Annotated in this window: 15 protein-coding genes; 9 read left to right on the top strand and 6 right to left on the bottom strand. The window is 66.9% G+C overall.

Annotated elements, in window-relative coordinates:
* From JKV55_RS01130 to JKV55_RS01115, 4 genes are all read right to left on the bottom strand, one after another.
* Complete coding sequence (locus JKV55_RS01130; protein ID WP_202081906.1) at positions 1-903, bottom strand: carbohydrate ABC transporter permease; 903 nt, start codon at positions 901-903, stop codon at positions 1-3.
* Positions 904-905: 2 nt separating this feature from the next.
* Entirely contained in the window at positions 906-2,024 is a 1,119-nt protein-coding gene (locus JKV55_RS01125) for a carbohydrate ABC transporter permease (protein WP_202081905.1), read from the bottom strand.
* A 52-nt stretch (positions 2,025-2,076) separates the two neighbouring features.
* Positions 2,077-3,333 carry an ABC transporter substrate-binding protein gene (locus JKV55_RS01120; RefSeq protein WP_202081904.1) on the bottom strand — a complete coding sequence of 419 codons (1,257 nt, stop codon included), beginning with the start codon at positions 3,331-3,333 and terminating at the stop codon, positions 2,077-2,079.
* Between the two features lie 278 nt (positions 3,334-3,611).
* A complete protein-coding gene (locus tag JKV55_RS01115; RefSeq protein WP_202081903.1) occupies positions 3,612-4,994 on the bottom strand; it encodes an MATE family efflux transporter in 1,383 nt (460 codons plus the stop codon).
* 189 nt (positions 4,995-5,183) lie between these two features.
* On the opposite strand from JKV55_RS01115, the gene JKV55_RS01110 reads away from it, so the two are divergent.
* The 7 genes from JKV55_RS01110 (at position 5,184) to melR (ending at position 15,268) form a co-directional block, all read left to right on the top strand.
* Complete coding sequence (locus JKV55_RS01110) at positions 5,184-6,056, top strand: helix-turn-helix domain-containing protein (RefSeq protein WP_202081902.1); 873 nt, start codon at positions 5,184-5,186, stop codon at positions 6,054-6,056.
* Positions 6,057-6,282: 226 nt separating this feature from the next.
* Positions 6,283-8,397 carry an alpha-galactosidase gene (locus JKV55_RS01105; protein WP_202081901.1) on the top strand — a complete coding sequence of 705 codons (2,115 nt, stop codon included), beginning with the start codon at positions 6,283-6,285 and terminating at the stop codon, positions 8,395-8,397.
* A 62-nt stretch (positions 8,398-8,459) separates the two neighbouring features.
* Positions 8,460-10,520 carry an ABC transporter substrate-binding protein gene (locus JKV55_RS01100; RefSeq protein WP_202081900.1) on the top strand — a complete coding sequence of 687 codons (2,061 nt, stop codon included), beginning with the start codon at positions 8,460-8,462 and terminating at the stop codon, positions 10,518-10,520.
* A gap of 105 nt (positions 10,521-10,625) precedes the next feature.
* The gene (locus tag JKV55_RS01095) at positions 10,626-11,624 is read left to right on the top strand and encodes an ABC transporter permease (protein ID WP_202081899.1); all 999 of its coding nucleotides are present in this window, start codon (positions 10,626-10,628) and stop codon (positions 11,622-11,624) included.
* Between the two features lie 19 nt (positions 11,625-11,643).
* Entirely contained in the window at positions 11,644-12,780 is a 1,137-nt protein-coding gene (locus JKV55_RS01090; protein WP_237332583.1) for an ABC transporter permease, read from the top strand.
* Positions 12,781-12,792: 12 nt separating this feature from the next.
* Complete coding sequence (locus tag JKV55_RS01085; protein WP_202081898.1) at positions 12,793-14,412, top strand: ABC transporter ATP-binding protein; 1,620 nt, start codon at positions 12,793-12,795, stop codon at positions 14,410-14,412.
* A gap of 4 nt (positions 14,413-14,416) precedes the next feature.
* Positions 14,417-15,268 carry a transcriptional regulator MelR gene (melR, locus tag JKV55_RS01080; protein ID WP_202081897.1) on the top strand — a complete coding sequence of 284 codons (852 nt, stop codon included), beginning with the start codon at positions 14,417-14,419 and terminating at the stop codon, positions 15,266-15,268.
* 82 nt (positions 15,269-15,350) lie between these two features.
* Here the strand turns inward: melR and JKV55_RS01075 are convergent, their stop codons facing one another.
* Entirely contained in the window at positions 15,351-16,676 is a 1,326-nt protein-coding gene (locus tag JKV55_RS01075) for an alpha-glucosidase/alpha-galactosidase (RefSeq protein ID WP_202081896.1), read from the bottom strand.
* Positions 16,677-16,871: 195 nt separating this feature from the next.
* Here JKV55_RS01075 and JKV55_RS01070 point away from each other — a divergent pair, with 195 nt between their 5' ends.
* A complete protein-coding gene (locus JKV55_RS01070) occupies positions 16,872-17,882 on the top strand; it encodes an aldo/keto reductase (protein ID WP_439654891.1) in 1,011 nt (336 codons plus the stop codon).
* Between the two features lie 51 nt (positions 17,883-17,933).
* Here the strand turns inward: JKV55_RS01070 and JKV55_RS01065 are convergent, their stop codons facing one another.
* Complete coding sequence (locus tag JKV55_RS01065) at positions 17,934-18,950, bottom strand: substrate-binding domain-containing protein (RefSeq protein WP_202081894.1); 1,017 nt, start codon at positions 18,948-18,950, stop codon at positions 17,934-17,936.
* Positions 18,951-19,147: 197 nt separating this feature from the next.
* Between JKV55_RS01065 and galE the strand changes: the two genes are divergently transcribed.
* Positions 19,148-20,161, top strand: coding sequence for a UDP-glucose 4-epimerase GalE (gene galE, locus JKV55_RS01060; protein WP_202081893.1), 1,014 nt, complete (start codon positions 19,148-19,150; stop codon positions 20,159-20,161).
* The last annotated feature ends 1 nt before the right edge of the window (position 20,162 follow it).

Raw genomic sequence — 20,162 nt, 5'->3', positions numbered from 1 at the left:
TTATCCTTTAACGCCGGCGCTGGCCATGCTGCGGACGAACCGCTTCTGGAACGCCAGGAACACAATCAATACCGGGACCGTCACCATGCTGGCGTAGGCCATGATTTCGCCCCACTCGGTGGTGGTGCCGAAGAACTGCTGGATGCCCGGCTGCAGCGGCCGGGCGGCCTCGCCCTGCACCACCATGATGGGCCAGAGGTACTGGTTCCACATGTGCAGGAACTGCAGTATGGCCACGGTGGCGAACACCGGCCAGGACATGGGCACTATCACCTTCCAGTAGATCTGCCAGGGGCTGGCGCCGTCGATGGCCGCCGCCTCGTCGAAGTCTTTCGGGATGTCCCGGAAGAACTGGTAGAACAGGAAGATGGAGAAGGCGTTGGCCACCATCGGCAGTATCTGCACCTGCAGGCTGTTGAGCCAGGAGCCGTGCAGCACGAACTGGCCGTTTTCCCAGCCGACCCAGGGCAGGTGCGCCACCAGCATCAGCAGCGGCACCGAGATGGCCTCGAAGGGGATGATCAGCAGCGCTATCACCAGGGTCAGCATCAACTGCTGCCCCTTCCAGCGCAGCCGGCTCAGGGCGAAGGCCGCCAGGCTGTTGACCAGCAGGCCCAGCACCACTGTGGTGCCGGTGATGATCACCGAGTTGAGGAACATGGTCTCGATGGCGCTCTTGCGGAACACCGCCCGGTAGTTGTCGAGGGAGACCTCCCCCACCGGCAGCAGGGCGCGGATCGAGTAGAGATCGGTGAAGATCTGCTGCTGGGGCTTGAACGAGGAGATCACCATGAACAGCAGCGGAAACAGGAACACGTAGGCCAGCAGCACCAGCACGGCGTAGGTCAGGATCCGCTTGTAGATGAAGTTGGGATCGACCATGGAGGACGAAGAGGCGCTCATGCTTATTTCTCCCGCTTGTCGAAGTAGTATTTCTGGCCCAGGGCGATGGCCAGGATCACCAGGAAGTAGATCACGCTGATGGTGGCGCCGTAGCCGATGTCCTGCTCGCGGAACCCCTTGCGCACCGCGTGGTACATCACGGTACTGGTGGAGTCGGCGGGCCCGCCGGCGGTCATCACGTCCACCTGGGTGAACAGGCCGAAGGCGGCGATGGTGGTGGAGATCACCACGAAGATGGTGGTGTTGCGCAGCCCCGGCAGGGTGATGTACCAGAACTTCTGCCAGCCGTTGGCGCCGTCGAGGGAGGCCGCCTCGTACAGATCCTCGGGGATGTTCTGCAGGCCGGCGAGGAAGATCAGCATCTGGTAGCCGGCCCCCTGCCAGGCCGACATGACGACGATGGCCGGCATCGACCAGGCCGGGCTGCCCAGCCAGTCGATGTCCCCGATCAGGCCGAAGGACAGGGTCTTCAGGAATTCGTTAATCAGGCCGGTGTCCTTGTGGTAGAGGAAGGTCCAGACGATGGACACCACCACCATGGAGGTCACCACGGGCGCGAAATAGGCGGTGCGGAAGAAATTGGTCCCCCTCAGCCCCAGGTTGACCAATAGCGCCAGCAGCAGGGCGGCGCCGCACTGCAGGGGGATCACCATAAAGGCGAACTTCAGGGTGTTGCCGAAGGACTTGATGAACAGCGGATCCTTGGCCAGCAGCACCAGCCGCGACTCGTTGAAGGTGAAGCTAGCCAGTTCGCTGTAGTCCCGGTAGTCCGGGTTGGCGCGGAGCAGGGTGCGCAGCCGCTCGAATTCGGGCGCGCCGTCGGCGGCCCGCAGAATAGCGCCCGCCTCGTCGCGCCGGGCGTCCTGGGTCAGCCAGGTCACCGCCAGCAGCCGGTCGTAGTTGCGCAGGCCCACCATCTCGGTGGCGTTGGGCGACAGCAGCCGCTGGTTGGTGAACGACAGCACTATCGCCATCACGAAGGGCACCAGGATGAAGAGCGCCAGCCCGAAGAAGGCGGGGCTGCCCAGCAGCCAGCCGTAGAAGCGCTGCCGCCGGGCCAGGGTGTCCTTGGGGCGGGCGGCCGTCGCCGCCGGCTGCCGCAGGGTTTGGGTGGGCATCATGTCGTGTCCTGTGAACGGGAGCCGGGGCCCGCGCCGGGCGGGCCCATGGGGGTTACTGGAAGCCGTAACCGTTGTTGTCGCGGATGTTGCGCTCGATCACCGCCACCGCCGCGTCCAGGGAATCCAGCACGTCCCGTCCGTCGAAGATGTCGTTGACCGCCTTCTCGAAGCTGCTGCTGATCACCGGATAGGCCGGGGTCTCGGGGCGGATGCGGGCGAAGCGCTCGGAATAATCGTAGAACATGCGCCACTTGCCTCCTTCCCGGTAGTGCTCGGTCAGGGCCGCCGCCGCCTCCGAGGTGGGGATGGCGCTCACGGCGTCGGCCATGGCCGCGATCTCCTCGGGCTGCAGCAGGAAGTTGATGAAGCGGGCGGCGCCTTCCTTGTCCGGACAGCCGCTGCTGATGCCCCAGTGCCAGGAGCCGCTGCCGACCACCGGGCCCTGGCCCAGATCCAGGGTCGGCATCACCACCAGATCGTCCCCCAGCAGTTCGCTGTATTCGCCCACCGCCCAGGAGCCGTTGTAGTGGATGGCCACCCGGCCGCGCAGGAAGCCCTTGTCGTCGGCGGCGCGGCGGTCGATATAGCCCTTGGTCACCAGGGCTCTCATCCACTCGCCCCAGGCCTCGGCGGCCTCGCCGTTGAGCTCGCCCTCGGACGCCAGGTAGCTGGCGCGGTCGATCTGGTCGCCGCCGAAGCTCTGCAGGAAGGGGGCGAAGCCGTAGGAGGCCCATTCACCGCTCCAGCTGGTGTTGATGTCGAAGGGGTAGAAGAAGTCTCCCGAAGCCTTGAGCCTGGCCAGGATCTGGTCGAACTCCTCGCGGCTGTAGGGCTGCTCCAGGGTGGCCTTGCGGATGCCGTGCTTGTCGAGGGTGCTCTGGCGGGTGAACAGCGACAGGGCCACGTCGTACTGGCCCACCGAATACACCTTGCCCTGGTAGCTGCCCTTGCCGGTGGACACTATCTGGTCCAGCAGGGCCTGATCCAGCAGCCCCTCCAGGGGCGCCAGGTTGCCGGCCCAGGCGAAGTTGGGCACCACCGGCTGGTCCATGTCCAGCACGCAGGGCAGGCGCCCGGCCAGGGCCGCGGCGTTGATGGTTTCGGTGTAGGCGCCCTCGGGGATCAGCTCCACCACCACCCGGTAGTCGTTCTGGCTGTCGTTGAAGCGGGCGATGGCCGCCTGGGAGGCGGCGATTTCATTTTCGCTGGTGTCGTGGCGCCAGGCGCGGATTTCCACCGGCTGGGCCAGGGCCTGGGCGGACAGGCCGGTGAGCAGGGTAGCAAGCAGGGTACGGGAAAAAGTGCGCATTGTTCATCCTTGTAACAAGGCAGCCGGGGCTGCATCACTGACGGGGAACTTGGGGTCAAGTTCGGGTTCGATGAATAAACTAGCGCAAGCTAAATCGGTTTAGCAATCAACTACCGTACAAATGCATCATTTCTGTGAGCAAGGTTGCAAAATCGTTTCAGCCACCCTGTGATCCAGGCCACAAAGGCATCCGGACCGCCCCCGTCGACCGGCAAAAGGCTGAGCCCTTGCTAAACAAAAGGGGAGGCTTTCGCCTCCCCGCTTTCACCTGCTGCGCTCTAAGCCGCGGGCTCGGCCACCGCCGTTGGCCGCTCCTCCGGCTCGGTCAGGTTCGCCAGCCAGTAGCCCTTGCGGATCCGCCAGTACACCCCCAGCGCCTTCACTACCTCCTCGCTCAGCACCATGGCGTACACCCAGACGAAGGGCAGCTCCCAGAAAAAGGCCGCCAGCCAGGTCAGGGGCAGGCCGATGATCCACATGGCCACCATGTCCATGCCCAGGCAGAAGCGGCTGTCGCCGCCGGAGCGCAGAATGCCCTGGATGGCGGTCATGTTGAACACCTTGACCCAGAAGCCCAGGCACATCACCGCCATGGCCAGCTGGGTCTGGTAGGCGGTGTCGGCGTCCGGCATCTGCATCCAGCCCAGCAGCAGCGGCGAGGCCGCCAGCAACGCCAGCCCCAGCAGCAAGGAGCCCAGCGGCGCTATCCACAGGAAGCGGTGGGCCAGCCAGCGGGCCTCGGCAAACTGATCCCGCCCCAGGCGCTGGCCGATCATGATGCCGCAGGCGCTGACCAGGCCGAAGAAGAAGGCGTGGTACATGCCTTCTATCGGCGCCAGCAGGCTCATCACTGCCAGCGGCACCGTGCCCATGCGGCCGGCGATCAGGTGATAACCGAGCGAGCCGGCCGACCACAGGGTAAAGTTGGCCACCAGCGGCCAGGTCAGGGCAATGAAATTCCCCGGCAGCCGGGTACCGCGCAGCGCCCGCCAGGTGGCGCCCTTCAGCCGCAGCTCCGGCCGTTGTTGCTGCTCCCAGAGGATCCAGCCGAACTGGAACAGCCGGGCCAGCACGGTGGCGATGGCGGCCCCGGTCACGCCCAGGGCCGGCAGCCCCAGGCCGCCGTTGATCAGCCAGTAGTTGAGGGCGATGTTGAGCAGTATGGCCACCGCCGCGTACTTGAGCGGCCAGTCGGCACGGCCGATGGAGCGCATGGCCGACTCGTAGACGATGATGCCCTGGGTGGTGAACAGGGTCAGGCCGATCAGGGTGAGATATACGGTGCCCAGCTCGACCACTTGGGGATCGCTGCTGCCCAGGCGGATCAGCGGCTCGGACCAGCCCAGCAGCCAGAAGGTGAAGGGCAGCATCACCAGGGTGCCCAGCAGCAGCGCGCAGGCCAGGGTCTGGCGCACCTTGTCGCGCCGCCCGGCGCCGAAATACTGGGCCACCATGATGGAGCAGCCGGTACCTATGGCCGCCATCACCAGGATCAGCACGAAGTTGAGCTTGGCCGACAGCCCCACCGCCGCCACCGCCTCGTTGCCCAGGTGGCTGACCATCAGCACGTCGGCCATGCCCAGCGCCGCCACCAGCGCCGACTGCACCGCCACCGGCAGCGCCAGGCTCATCACCTGCCGCCAGAATTGTCGATAACCCATAATGCCCCCCGCCGGGTCGGCCCCGCCACCACGGCAACGGCTGTCCCCGGAATGCTCCGGTAATGTGAAAAAAGATGGATAGTGAAACAAGTGGCCTGCCGCCAGGGCGATAATGGCCGGGGCGCAGGCTGGAGAAGTAGTTATTATGGGGATATTCTAATAAGCGAATGAAAAACAGGCTATGTACATATGAATCAACAACCTGTGAATTTGAATCATGATGAGTTCCAAGACCTGCTCGTGCTGGGGCCCGAGTGCCGAGAGCGCTTCCTGATCAGCGAGGAGGTGCCGGAGATGCAGGACTACGATCTGCACCTGGGCGGAGTGAGCGTACTCCAGGGCCGGTACCAGGTCGGCCAGAAGGCGCCGGATCTGCACACCCTGCTGTTCACCACCGCCGGCCGGGGCCGGCTGTCGCTGCCGGGCAGACAACTGGCGATACCGCCCGGCAGCGTTACCCTGCTGCCGGCGGGCCGGCCCTTCCTGTTCGAGCTGGACGGCGACGACTGGCACATGGCCTGGCTGCTGCTGCGCGACAGCGGCACCTGGGCCCGGCTGCGGGAGCACGACAGCGACGTGTTCCAGCACGATCAGGTCTGGGCCCTGGCCCCGCTGATGGACAGCCTCTACCACCAGAGCCGCACCCCGCGCCGGCGACCGCTGCTGACCCTGGTGCACGAGCTACTTACCGAGATCCTGTCGCAGCAGAGCGGCTTCAGCCGGCTGGAGATGGCGGTGCGCCAGCTGTTTGCCCGGCTCGAGGCCCAGCTGCACCAGAAATGGAGCCAGGCCGCCCTGGCGGAAGAGGTGCACTGCTCGGTGCCTCACCTCAACCGGGTCTGCCGCAAGCTCTACGGCCAGAGCCCCATGCACCGGCTGGCCCGGCTCCGGCTGCAGCGGGCGCGGGAGCTGCTGGCCCACAGCAACTGGCAGATAAGCCAGGTCGCCCAGCGGGTCGGCTACCCGGACGCCTTCAACTTCAGCCACTGGTTCCGCCACCAGACCGGGGTCTCCCCCTCCCGTTACCGGGCCCAGGCCCGCGCCCGGCACCGGGTAGACTGAGGCCACCGGCCACCACCCGTCCCACAAAATTTACGATCCGTTTCACACTTTTATTACCCCGGGGTTTCCATCTTCCGGGGGTCTCTCTACATTAGTGTAAACGTTTACAAATAAACATCGGCAGCCGTCGGCAATACCGCCTGTTAAGTTGACATTCAGGCAACCAAACCGATTGGAACCGATTACATTAATCCGGACCAGGGTCGATCCCAGGGAGCCTGAACAGATGACCACCACCATTCTCCGCCTGTGCGGCCAGCATACCGAACTGCAGCTGCGCCACAGACCGACCGCAGAGCTGCTCTACTGGGGCAGGAAACTCGCCCATTTCGACCGGGCCGCCGCCGATACCCTGGTCCGCGCCGTGCCCAACAGCCGGCTGGACGTGGACGTGCCCCTGGGGCTGAATCCGGAAGCCGGCCGCGGGGTGTTCAGCGCCCCGGGCGTCGAGGGCCACCGCCAGGGCATGGACTGGTCGCCGGTGTTCGAGCCGGTGTCGGTGTCCCACCAGGGGCAGCAAGCCCGGCTGATCTACGAAGACGCCATCGCCGGCCTGCGCCTGGAGATGGAAATCGGCCTGGATCCCGACAGCGAGGTGCTGGCCCTGCGCCATACCCTCACCAACCTCAAGGCCGGCGACTACGAGCTGAGCCGGCTGGCCCTGACCCTGCAGTTGCCCGAGCGGGTGAGCGAATTGCAGGCCTTCCACGGCCGCTGGTGCAAGGAGTTCCAGAGCCACCGGCTGCCCCTGGTCCACGGCGGCTACCTGCAGGAAAACCGCCGCGGCCGCAGCTCCCACGAATACTTTCCCGGCTTTATGCTCGGCACCCCGGGCTTCGGCGAGCAGCAGGGCGAGGTGTGGGGCTTCCACCTGGCCTGGAGCGGCAACCACCGGCTGCGCGCCGACGTGAAGAGCGACGGCCGCCGCTTCGTGCAGGCCGAGGCCCTGTACGCCCCGGGCGAGATCCGCCTGGCCGAGGGCGAGTCCTGCTCCACCCCCTGGCTCTACGCCAGCTACAGCGACGCCGGCCTGACCGGCATGAGCCGCCAGTTCCACTGCTTCGTGCGCGCCCATATCCTCAACTGGCCGGTGGCCAAGTCCCGGCCGGTGCACCTCAACACCTGGGAAGGCATCTACTTCGATCACTCGCCGGCCTACATCATGGAGATGGCCAGCCGGGCGGCGGAAATGGGTGTGGAGCGCTTCATCATCGACGACGGCTGGTTCAGGGGCCGGGATCACGACCGTGCCGCCCTGGGCGACTGGTACCTGGACGAGCGCAAGTACCCCGAGGGCCTGGAGCCGGTGATCGCCCACGTCAAGGCGCTGGGCATGGAGTTCGGCATCTGGTTCGAGCCGGAGATGATCAACCCCGACTCGGATCTGTACCGCGCCCATCCGGACTGGCTGCTGGCCCTGCCCGGCTACCGCCAGCCCGCCGGCCGCTTCCAGTACGTGCTGGATCTGCAGAATCCCGAGGTGTTCGGCTACCTGCTGGCGCGCTTCGACGAACTGCTCGGCCGTTACCACATCGACTACGTCAAGTGGGACATGAACCGGGAGCTGGTGCAGCCCGGCCACGAGGGCCGCCCGGCCCAGCACGGCCAGACCCTGGCGGTGTACCGGCTGCTGGACGAGCTGGAGCGGCGCCATCCGCGGGTGGAATTCGAATCCTGCGCCTCCGGCGGCGGCCGGGTCGATTACGAGATCCTCAAGCGCGCCCACCGTTTCTGGCCCTCGGACAACAACGACGCCCTGGATCGCCAGCAGATCCAGCGCGGCATGAGCTACTTCTTCCCGCCCGAGGTGATGGGCACCCATATCGGCACCCACCACAGCCACAGCACCCGGCGCGAGCTGGACATCGCCTTCCGCGGCCTCACCGCCCTGTTCGGCCACATGGGGGTGGAGCTGGATCCGGTGAAGGAAAGCGAGGCCGAGCGCCAGGGCTTCGCCCGCTATATCGCCCTGCACAAGCAGCTGCGCCCGCTGCTGCACGGCGGCGAGGTGGTGCGCCTCGACAGCCCGGATCCGGCCCAGCTGATCCACGGCGTGGTCAGCCCGGACCGGAGCGAGGCGGTGTTCTACGTCGGCCAGCTGACCCTGCCCCGCTACGCCCTGTCCGGCGCCCTGCGCCTGCCCGGCCTGGCCGCCGACAAGCGCTACCGCGTCGAGCTGCTGGAGCGCCCCGCCTGCTTCGACTATGGGGTGATGAAGAAGCTGCCACTCTGGGTGGACGGCGGCTGCGTGGCCGGCGGCGACTGGCTGGCCGAGGCCGGCCTGGCCATGCCGGTGCTGGATCCGCAAAGCGCCATGGTGATCAAGCTCACCGCCCTCTGATCCCGGCGTCCCGCCCAAGGCGCGGGACTCCTTGACCCTGCATGGAAAGAAGGACCTAAAGGATGAAAACACCGTATTATCGCACTTCGCTGTTGTCCGCCTGCGTGGCGGGCCTGTTGGGACTGGCGCCGGCCACGCTGCTGGCCGAGCCGGGCGGCGAGATCTCCCCCCTGCCCGCGGCCCAGCCCCTGCCCGGCCAGGGCTACCCCATGGAGCTGACCCAGGCGGACCTGTTCCGCTTCCAGGCCCTGCCCGCCTACAGCGAGCCGGCCTGGGTCACCGAGCTGGTCGAGCAGGGCAAGCTGCCGCCGGTGACCGAGCGCCTGCCCAGGGAACCCCTGGTATTCCTGGAAAGCGGCATGCCCGACGGCGTCGGCATCTACGGCGGCGTGTTCCGCATGGTCACCGGCGGCCGTCCCGAAGGCTGGAACTATGCCGCGGGCAAGAATTCCGGCTGGGGCGGCACCGAATACACGGTGGCCGAATGCCTCACCCGCACCGGCCCCCTCACCTCCATCCGCAAGGAAGAGCAGACCCCGCTGCCCAACCTGGCCAGGAGCTGGGAGTGGTCCGCAGACGGCCAACAGCTGACCATGCACCTGATCGAGGGCGCCAAGTGGTCCGACGGCCAGCCCTTCGGCGCCGACGACCTGCTCTTCCTGTGGGAAGACAACATCATGGATCCCCGGGTCGGTGCCTGGGCCAGCCCCGGCACCTACGGCGAAGGCACCACCCTGGAGAAGATCGACGACAGCACCCTGCGCTGGACCTTCCAGGACGCCTTCCCCACCCAGTACCTGTACAGCATGGCCTTCTTCCGCATGTGCCCGGGTCCGGCCCATGTGCTGAAGCCCCTGCACCCCAGATACAACGACCAGGCCACCTATTCCGGCTACGCCAACGCCCTCTCCCCTGCCACCCTGCCGGTGGTGACCATGGGCGCCTGGGTACCTGTGTCCTACACCCCGGACCAGATGATGGTGCTGCGCCGCAACCCCTACTACTGGAAGGTGGACGAACAGGGCCAGCAACTGCCCTACCTGGACGAACTGCGCTTCAAGCTGTCCACCTGGACCGACCGTGAGGTGCAGACCGTGGCCGGCAACGCCGACTACGCCAACATGGAAAACCCCAGCAACTACCTGGAGTCCATCCGCCAGAGCCGCCAGCCCGACGCCAAGGCCCGGCTCGACTTCAGCCCGCGCATCCTGGGCTGGTCGCTGTTCCTCAACCTGTCCGAGGAACTGGGGGTGAGCGACGACCGGGAGCGGGCTATTCGCCAGCTGAACCGGGAGCTCGGCTTCCGCCAGGCCGTCAGCCACGCCATCGACCGGGACGCCCTGGCCCAGTCTATGGTGCGCGGCCCCTTCGGCCGGCCCTACGCCGGCGGCCTCTACCCGGAAGGAGTGGTGGACGAGAGCTCGGTGGCCTTCTACGGCTACAACCCGGCCCTGGCCAGGGAGCTGCTGGCCGCCCTCGGCCTCAAGGACACCGACAACAACGGCATCCTCAACTTCACCTCGGGCCCGGCCCAGGGACGGGATCTGGAGATCACCATGGTCACCCCCGACGGCCCGGGGGAGAAAGCCATGGCGGAAGGCCTGGTCAGCATGTTCCGGGAAGTGGGCATCAAGCTGATACCGCTGCCGCTGCAGGGCGCCCAGGTGGACGCCGCCCTCGGCAACGGCAGCTTCGACTTATTCATCCGCCGCAACGACAGCGAATACATACAGCCAATCCAGCTGGCCGAGGCCCTGGCGCCGGTGCACAGCAAGACCCCCTACTGGCACAAGGGCACCGACGAGCAGCCCCAGCAACTGCTGCCCTTCGAGCGGGAGCTGGTGAACCTTATCAACCAGTTCACCAACGAGCCGGATCTGGGCAAGCAACTGGAGATCCTCAACCGCTACAACCGGGTGTTCACCGAGAACCTCTACCACGTGGGCCTGGTGTCCATGCCCGGGGCGCTGATCCTGAGCAAGCGGCTCAAGAACGTGCCGCCCGGCACCCCCATCCTCAGCTTCCAGTGGGCCGAGGACGCCATCATGCGCGAGCGTGTCTGGGTGGCGCCCCAGGACAGGCTGGAGGAACTGATGCCCGGCAAGCTGCCGTTTGTGAATTGAGTCGGGATACCGGCAACACCGTCGACTGCTCCGGGCCCTGCTCTCAGGCCCGGACAGGCGCACCAACCCCTGCCCCCAACCACCTAGCAACCGAGGGTTCTTGCTATGTTACGCTTTATCTTCAGGCGCCTGCTCGCCGCCGTGCCGCTGCTGCTGGCGCTGAGCCTGGTCGCCTTCTTCCTGATCCAGCTGCCGCCCGGCGACTACGCCGACCGGCTCAAGAGCCAGGCCATCAGCATGTCGGGCATGAGCGAGCGGGAAGCCCAGGAGCTGGCCGATCGCTTCCGCGAAGAGCAGGGCATGAACCGGCCGCTGCCGGTACAGTACCTGACCTGGATCGGCAATATCGCCACCAAGGGCGACTTCGGCCACTCCTACGTCTACAACAAGCCGATCGCCGAGCTGATCAGCGATCGCCTGCCGATGACCCTGCTGATCGCCCTGATGTGCCACCTGGGCGCCACCCTGCTCGGCACCCTGCTCGGCATCTTCGTGGCCACCCGGCCCTACGGCTGGGTGGATAACCTGGTGACGGTGTTCGCCTTTATCGGCATGACCACGCCGCGCTTCGTGCTGGCGCTGCTGATGCTCTACCTGCTGGTGTTCCACCTGGGCTCGGTGCACGTGGCCGCCCTCTTCTCCCCCGAATACGTGATGGCCCCCTGGAGCCTGGCCAAGTTCGGCAACCTGCTGCAACACATCTGGCCGGTGCTGCTGGTGGCCATCTTCGGCGGCATGGCCCACCACCTGCGGGTGATGCGCTCCAACATGCTGGACGTGATGCAGGCCCAGTACGTGGAAACCGCCCGCGCCAAGGGGCTGTCGTCGCGCCGGGTGCTGTTCAAGCACGTGGTGCCCAACGCCCTGCACCCCCTGGTGATGTTCCAGGGCGTGGCCCTGCCCTACATGATCGCCGGCGAGCTGGAGATCGCCATCGTCTTCGCCCTGCCCACCGTGGGCCCGCTGATCGTCAGCGGCATGCAGGATCAGGACGTATTCGTGGTGGCCTCCTTCATGCTGCTGCTGGCCGCCACCCTGGTGATCGGCAACATCATCGCCGACATCCTGCTGGCCCTGCTCGACCCGCGCGTGCGGCTGTCCTGACGCCCAAGGAGCCTTAATCATGGAAACCCCTATGCAGACCTCGAACCTCATCACCCAGGATCCGCGCCGGCGCCCCGCCAGCCGCAACGAAGGCTACCTGGCCCTGGTCTGGCGGCGCTTCAAGCGCAACCGGCTGGCGCTGGTCTCCCTCGGCTTTATCGCCCTGCTGCTGGTGCTGGCGCTGTTCGCCCCCTTCTTCTCGCCCCAGGATCCGGCGGCACGCAACAGCAACGATATCTACCTGCCGCCCCAGGGCATCCACTTCTTCGGTGACGACGGCTTCTCGCTGCGGCCCTTCGTGCACCCCTTCGAGATCAGCTTCGATCCCGAGACCTTCGAGGCCAGCTACGTCAAGGACAGCAGCCAGAAAATCTATCTGCGCTTCTTCGCCGAGGGTTGGGACTACCGGCTGTTCGGCCTGAACTTCAGCACCCACCTGGTGGCGGCCGAGCCCGGTTACGCGGTGTATTTCCTCGGCACCGACGGCCTGGGCCGGGACAACTTCAGCCGCATCCTGCACGGCATGGGCGTGACCCTGCTGATGGCCGGCCTGATCACCAGCATCTGCGTGGTGGTCGGCTGCCTGGTGGGCATCGCCTCCGGCTACTTCGGCGGCCGCTTCGACCTCTGGACCCAGCGGCTGGTGGAGCTGATGCTCGCCTTTCCCGAGCTGCCGCTGTACCTGGCGGTGATCGCCATACTGCCGAAGACGGTGTCGCCCCAGACCACCTTCGTGCTGTTCGTGCTGCTGCTGGGCAGCCTGAAGTGGGCCCAGCTGGCGCGGGAAGTGCGCGGCAAGGCGCTGGTGCTCAGGGAAATGGACTACGTGAAGTCGGCCATCGCCGTGGGCGCCAGCGACGGCCGTATCATAGTGCACCATATCCTGCCCAACGTGCTGTCCCACGTCATCGTGGTGGCCACCGCCATGATCCCGACCTTTATCCTCACCGAGAGCTTTTTGAGCTTCCTCGGGGTCGGTATCCAGCCGCCGATGATAAGCCTGGGCCTGCTGCTCAACGCCGCCCGCGACTACCAGGTGCTGGGCTCCTATCCCTGGCTGCTGAGCCCGGTGCTGTTCATCCTGGTGGCGGTGCTGGCCTTCAACGCCGCCGGCGACGGCCTGCGCGACGCCGTCGATCCCTATTCCAACCGTTAACAGGTGATTGCCATGAAGAATTCAGAATTGCTGGTCAGGGCCGATCGACTCAGGGTGGACTTCAAGACCCGGGACGGCCTGGCCGAGGCGGTGCGGGACCTGTCCTTCAGGATCTACCGGGGCCAGACCGTGGCCATGGTGGGCGAGTCGGGCTCGGGCAAGTCGATCTCCGCACGCACCATCATGAAGCTGCTGCCCGGCAACGCCCTCGTCTCCCCCGACAGCCGCATCGAGCTGCTGGGCGAGGACATCACCGGCTTCGACGAGGCACGGATGCGCACCATCCGCGGCAAGCGCATCGGCATGATCTTCCAGGAGCCGATGACCTCCCTCAACCCGCTCTACACCGTGGGCCAGCAGATCGGCGAGATGCTGCTCGAGCACAACAGGGGCATGAGCAGGCAGCAGGTGCGGGCGCGGGTGCTGGAGCTGCTCACCGAGATGCAGCTGCCCGAGCCGGAAAAACGCATCGATCAGTATCCACACCAGATGTCCGGCGGCCAACGCCAGCGGGTGATGATCGCCATGGCCATCGCCAACAACCCGGATCTGCTGATCGCCGACGAGCCCACCACCGCCCTGGACGTGACGGTGCAGGCGGAGATCCTCAACCTGCTGCGCCGCCTGCAGCAGAAGCACAACATAGGGGTGATGCTGATCACCCATGATCTCACCATAGTGCGCCAGTACGCCGACTGGGTGTACGTGATGCAACACGGCCAGGTGGTGGAGAACAACGCCACCGAGGCGCTGTTCACCGCGCCCCAACATGCCTACAGCCGCCACCTGCTCAACTCCGAACCCTCGGGCCGGGCCCCGGCCCTGGCCGCCGACGCCCCCGAGATCCTCCGCGGGCGGGACATCAGGGTGCGCTTCCAGACCCAGGCCGCCAGCCTCTGGCGCCGCCGGCCGGCCCAGTATTTCGAGGCGGTCAAGGGCCTGGAGCTGGGCCTGCGCCGGGGCGAAACCCTCGGCCTGGTGGGCGAGTCCGGCTCGGGCAAGACCACCCTGGGCCACGCCCTGCTGCGGCTGATCGACTCCCAGGGCGAGATCCACTACGACGGCCAGCCGCTCCACGACAAGGATCGCCAGGCCATGCGCCCACTCCGGCGCAAAATGCAGATCGTGTTCCAGGATCCCTTCTCCTCCCTCAACCCGCGCATGACGGTGCGCCAGATCATCCAGGAGGGCATGCTCATCAACGGCATCGGCAAGGACGCCAAGGATCGGGAGCAGAAGGCCATCCTCGCCCTGCAGGAGTCGGGCCTGGCGCCCTTCGCCCTGGAGCGCTTCCCCCACGAGTTTTCCGGCGGCCAGCGCCAGCGCATCGCCATCGCCAAGGCCATCGCCATGGAGCCGGACTTCATCCTGCTGGACGAGCCCACCTCGGCGCTGGATCTGTCGGTGCAGAACCAGATCATCAAGCTGCTGCGCCAGCTGCAACAGAAGCACAACCTGTCGTACCTCTTTATCAGCCACGATCTGCGGGTGGTGCGCGCCCTCTGCCACCGGGTGATGGTGATGCGCCACGGGGACCTGGTGGAGGTGGGCGACACCGAGCAGGTGCTGACCCAACCCCGGGAGGAATACACCCGCCGGCTGATCCGCGCCGCCTTCGAGGTGGCGGCCTAGCGCCATGGCGCCGCATCCCGAGCCCGCGGCGATGGAGGAAGAGGCGCTCAGCATCGAGTTCCGCCGCCCGGGCGAAATGCCCGGCCACCACTGGCACCGCCAGGTGGAAGTGAACATTCCCCTGGACGGGCCGGTGCACTACCTCATCGGCGAGCGGCGTATCACCCTGCCCGCCGGTCACGTGGGCCTGTTCTGGGGCCTGATCCCGCACCGGCTGGTGGACCAGGGCGGCTGCGAACGCATGGCCATCCTCAATATCCCGCTGCCGCTGTTCCTGGGCTTCGCCCTGGACGAGGCCCTGCAGTCCCGGCTGCTGCAGGGCCAGGTGATCGTCTCGGACCGGGCCCATCTGTTCGGGGAAGGTGACATCCGCCGCTGGCAGCAGGACGCCGGCCACCGCCAGCCCCACTTCGCCGCCCTGCTGCAGGAGGAGATCGCCCTCATGTGCCGGCGGGTGGCCCTCACCGGCTGGCACAGCCTGCAGCCGGAGCAGGGCGCCGTCCCCCTTCCCACCCTGAGCCCAGAGCGGGCCAACAAGCTGCACCAGATGATCGCCTTTATGTCGTGCCATTACCGGGAGGGGCTCAAGGTCGCCCAGGTGGCCCAGGCGGCCCGGCTGCATCCCAACTACGCCATGCAGCTGTTCCGGCAGGTGATGGGGGCCAGCATCAAGCAATACCTGCTGACCCTGCAGATCAACCACGCCCGGGTGCTGCTGGCGGAAAGCCGCCGTCCGGTGCAGGACATCGCCCTGAGCTGCGGCTTTTCCAGCCAGAGCCGGTTCTACGACGCCTTCGGCCGCCTGACCGGACTGACCCCGCTGCAATACCGGCGGCAAAGCCGGGGCGAGGAGTAGAAAACGGGAATTGGGGATTGGGGATTAAAGATCGGGGACAGCGGCGCCGGCCTGCCGTCCCCTTGTCCAGGCGCTCAGGCCATCAGCCCAGCCGGGCCCAGTCGGGCAGCCAGTCGCCGTGGGCCCGGCGCAGATCGTCCACCAGACAGTGGATCTGCTCCAGATCCAGCTCGGCGGCGGTGTGGGGATCCAGGTAGGCGGCGTGATAGAGGTACTGGGGATCCTGGCGCACTACCGCTTCCACCGTCAGCATCTGCACGTTGACGTTGGTCTGGATCAGCGCCGCCAGTTGGGGCTGGATGCGGCCGAAGCGCTGGGGCTGGACGCCGTTGCCGTCCACCAGGCAGGCCACCTCCACGCAGCAGTCCGCCGGCAGGTTCTCGATGGCACCGCGGTTGAGCAGGTTGCCGTAGATCACCACCGGCTCGTGGGTGACCAGGGCGTTGACGATGCCGGCGGCGTACTCGTGGCTCTCCTTGAGCGCCATGGCCTCGCCGGACTCGATCCGCTTGAGTTCCTCCGCCCAGTCGGCGATCTGGCGCTCACAGCGGCGGGGGTATTCGTCCAGGGGCACATTGAAGCGCTCGAGCAGATCCGGCCGATCCCGCTTGATGAACCAGGGGCTGTACTCGGCGAAGTGCTCGCTCGACTCGGTGACGAAATAGCCGAAGCGCTTGAGGATCTCGTAGCGCACCCTGTTGTCGTCCGGCACCAGCCCCTGCTCGGCCAGGGCGCGCAGCCGGGGATAGAGATCGACCAGGGAGCCGTCCGGCAGGCGCTGCTGGAAGCTGTGGTAGAAGGCCATGTGGTTGATGCCGGCGCAGCGGTACACCAGGTCCGCCGGCGGCACCCCGAGGTCGGTGGCCAGCTGTTCGGCGGTGCCCTGCACCGAGTGGCACAGGCCCACGTAGCGGATGTCCGGCGCCAGCCGCTGCATGGCCAGGCTGAGGATGCCCATGGGGTTGACGTAGTTCATCAGCAGCGCCCGGGGGCACAGCTCGCGCATGTCCTCGGCCAGGGACAGCAGCACCGGAATGGTGCGCAGGCCGCGCATGATGCCGGCCACGCCCAGGGTGTCGCCTATGGTCTGCTGCAGGCCGTAGCGGCGCGGCACCTCGAAGTCGGTGAGGGTGCAGGGCCGGTAACCGCCCACCTGGAACAGGGTGAACACCGCCGTGGCCCCGGCCAGGGCCTGGCGCCGGTCGGCATGGGCCTGCACCCGGGCCGGCGCCCCGAGGGCGGCCACCAGTTGGCGCGCCACCCGCTCCGACTCGGCCAGGCGGCGGGCGTCGATGTCGTAGAGGGCGATCTCGATGTGCTTGAGGGCCGGCTTGTGCAGCAGATCACGCACTATGTTGCGCATGAATACGGTGCTGCCGGCGCCGATGATGGTGACGCGAATGGACATCTCAGTCTCCTTGTCCGTGGTTGGAAGACCGATAGTGCCCCATTCCTCCCCGGCCGGCACTCGCCAAAACCGGCCTTCCATTCCCGAAAGCTAAGATCGGGCCGCCTTTTGCACCGGCACGGATGCAATGGCGGGCAAGAGCTGGTGTAATCGATTACAAATTATTACCTCAACCCCTTTGCCACGATAAGGAGCATTATGGATTCCTATACCCCCGCCCCCGATCGCTACGACCGGCTGCCCTTCCGCCGGACCGGCCACAGCGGCCTGCGCCTGCCGGAGATCGCCCTCGGGCTCTGGCACAACTTCGGCGCCGACGGCGACCCCGGCCGGAGCAGGGCCATGGTGCGCCGCGCCTTCGATCTGGGCATCACCCACTTCGATCTGGCCAACAACTACGGCCCGCCCCCCGGCGCCGCCGAGCTGCGGTTCGGCACCCTGCTGAAGGAAGACCTGCACCCCTGGCGGGACGAGCTGATCATCGCCAGCAAGGCCGGCTTCACGATGTGGGACGGGCCCTACGGCGACGGCGGCGGCCGCAAGTACCTGTTCGCCAGCCTGCACCAGAGCCTGCGCCGGCTGGGGCTGGAGTACCTGGACATCTTCTACCACCACAGGCCGGATCCGGACACGCCCCTGGCGGAAACCATGCAGGCCCTGGCCGACATGGTGCGCCAGGGCAAGGCGCTCCATGTCGGCATTTCCAACTACCCGGCGGCCGAGGCGCGGCGGGCCGTCGCCCTGCTGGCGGAGCTGGGCGTGCCCTGCCTCGTCGACCAGGTGCGTTATTCGATGCTGGAACGGGAGATGGAAACCGCGACCCTGCCGGCCCTGGCCGAACTGGGGGTGGGCGCCATGGCCTATTCGCCCCTGGCCGGCGGCCAGCTGAGCGACAGGTACCTGGAGGGGATCCCGCTCGACTCCCGGGCCGCCGGCGCCAGCCCCTTCCTGCAGGCGGAGCAGATCACGCCCCGGCGGCGGCAGACCCTGCGCGGCCTGCACGACCTGGCCCGGGCGCGGGGCGACAGCCTGTCGCAGCTGGCGCTGAACTGGGTGCTGCGCCACCCGGCCATGACTACGGCGCTGATCGGCGCCAGCCGGCCGGAGCAGATAGAAGCGGCGGTGGCCGCCCGCCGGAGCGCCCCCCTGGGCGACGACGAGCTGGCGCGCATCGATGCCCTGCTGGCGCGGGACCGGGCGGCCTGAGTCCAGCCCGCGGGCCGCGGGAGGGAGTGGCGGCCGCGCGGTGTGCCGCTATCAGGCCCGGGCCGGCCGGCGCACCGGGGCGATGGAATGGCGGTTGATCAGGGTGGGCATATACTGCCGGCTGTCCTCCGGCGCCGGCTGTCCCGCCGCCAGCGCCAGCGCCAGCCGTGCCGCCTGGGCCGCCATCAGCTCCACCGGGTAGCGCAGGGTCGACAGCTTGGGCCGCAGGTAACGGGCGTAGATCAGGTCGTCGAAGCCCACCACCGACACCTCCTCCGGCACCCGCAGGCCGTTGTCGGCCAGCACCGAGATGGCGCCCGCCGCCATGGCGTCGTTGTAGGCCACCACCGCGGTCAGCGGCGCCCCCTTGGCCAGCAGGTTGAGCATGGCCCGCTCGCCCCCTTCCTCGTTGGGCGGCCCCTGCTCGACCAGCTCCGCCTCCACCCCCAGCCCCGCCTCCCGCAGCGCCTCTTCATAGCCCTGGCGGCGGGCCACGCTGTCCTCGATGGCCTGATCGGAACACAGGAAGGCGATATGGCGATGGCCGAGCTCGATCAGGTGGCGGGTGGCCACCAGGGTGCCCTGCTGGTTGTTGAGGGCGATGCAGCGGCCCTTGAGGGCGGAGATGTCCCTGTTGATCAGCACCATGCCCGGGTGGCGCAGGGCATAGTCGATCAGTTCGGCGTCGCTCAGGGCCTTGCTGTGCACCACCAGCGCCTCGCAGCGCTTGCTGATCAGCAGCTCCAGCGAACGCCGCTCCTGCTCCTGCCGGTGAAAGCCGTTGCCCACCAGCAGGTGCAACCCCTGCTCCATCGCCACCCCCGCCACCCCCTTCACCAGGGCGCCGAAGAAGGGATCCGCCACGTCGTTGACCAGCACCCCTATGGTGTCGCTGGTCTGGCTCACCAGGGCGCGGGCATTGGCGTTGGGGGTGTAGCCCAGCTCGCGCATGGCCTTGTACACCGCTTCCCGAGCGGCGGCACTGGCCTTGGGCGACTCGTTGATCACCCTTGAAACCGTTGCCACCGATACCTGGGCGAGGCGGGCGACATCCTTGATTGTGCTCATCGGGCATTCACTTTCAGCAGCGTAACGAATCGCCATTATACCCCTAAGCGGGGCCGGGAACAGCCGCCCGGGCCCGGTCCGGGCAAAGATTGTCCCGAACAAGTGTAAACGTTTACACTTATTTGCTAGCATGATCACAGAATGACCTCCGGCCAGTCGGCTAGACTGGCCTCCATCCAACACAAGGGAGTGACAAGATGAGGATCCTGGTAACCGGCGGCTGCGGCTATATCGGCAGCCACACCTGCCTGGCCCTGCAGCAGGCCGGCTTCGAGCCCGTGATAGTGGACAACCTGAGCAACAGCAAAATCAGCGTACTGACGCGAATTTCTGCCATAAGTGGCGAAAAACCGGTATTTTACCAGGGTGACATCCGCGACGCCGCCCTGCTCGACCGCCTCTTTGCGGAACAGCCGATCCAGGCTGTGATCCACTTCGCCGCCCTCAAGGCGGTGGGCGAGTCGACCCGCCGGCCCCTGGCGTACTATGAAAACAATATCACCGGCACCCTGGTGCTGCTCGAGGCCATGACAAGGGCCGGGGTGGCCAACCTGGTGTTCAGCTCTTCCGCCACCGTCTACGGCGACCCGGCTTCCGTGCCCATCCGCGAGGACTTTCCCCGCCAGGCGAGCAATCCCTATGGCCGCACCAAGCTGATGGTGGAACAGATCCTGGAGGATCTGCAGCTGGCCGAGCCCGGCTGGAGCATGACGCTGCTGCGCTACTTCAACCCGGTGGGCGCCCACGAATCGGGCAGCCTGGGCGAGGATCCCCAGGGCATTCCCAACAACCTCATGCCCTACCTCACCCAGGTGGCGATAGGCCGGCTGGCGCGGCTGGCGGTGTTCGGCGGCGACTACCCCACGGTCGACGGCACCGGTGTACGCGATTACATCCACGTCATGGACCTGGCCGAAGGCCACGTCAAGGCGCTGCAGCACTGCCTGGGCCGGCCCGGGGTGCACAGCTATAACCTGGGCACCGGCCAGCCCCAGAGCGTGCTGCAGATGCTGGCGGCTTTCTCCGACGCCGTCGGCCGGCCCCTGCCCCACCAGGTGGTCGGCCGCCGCCCCGGCGACATCGCCGAATACTGGGCCGATCCGGGCAAGGCCCGGCGCGAGCTGGGCTGGCAGGCCCGCCGCGACGTGGCCCAGATGTGCGCCGACAGCTGGCGCTGGCAACGCAACAACCCCAACGGCTACGAGGACTGAA

It is taken from the genome of Zobellella iuensis (genome assembly GCF_016746085.1).
In the GTDB taxonomy this organism is placed as follows: domain Bacteria; phylum Pseudomonadota; class Gammaproteobacteria; order Enterobacterales; family Aeromonadaceae; genus Oceanimonas; species Oceanimonas iuensis.
Note: the sequence above shows the minus strand (reverse complement) of the source record. Positions and strands in the feature narration are given on the sequence as shown.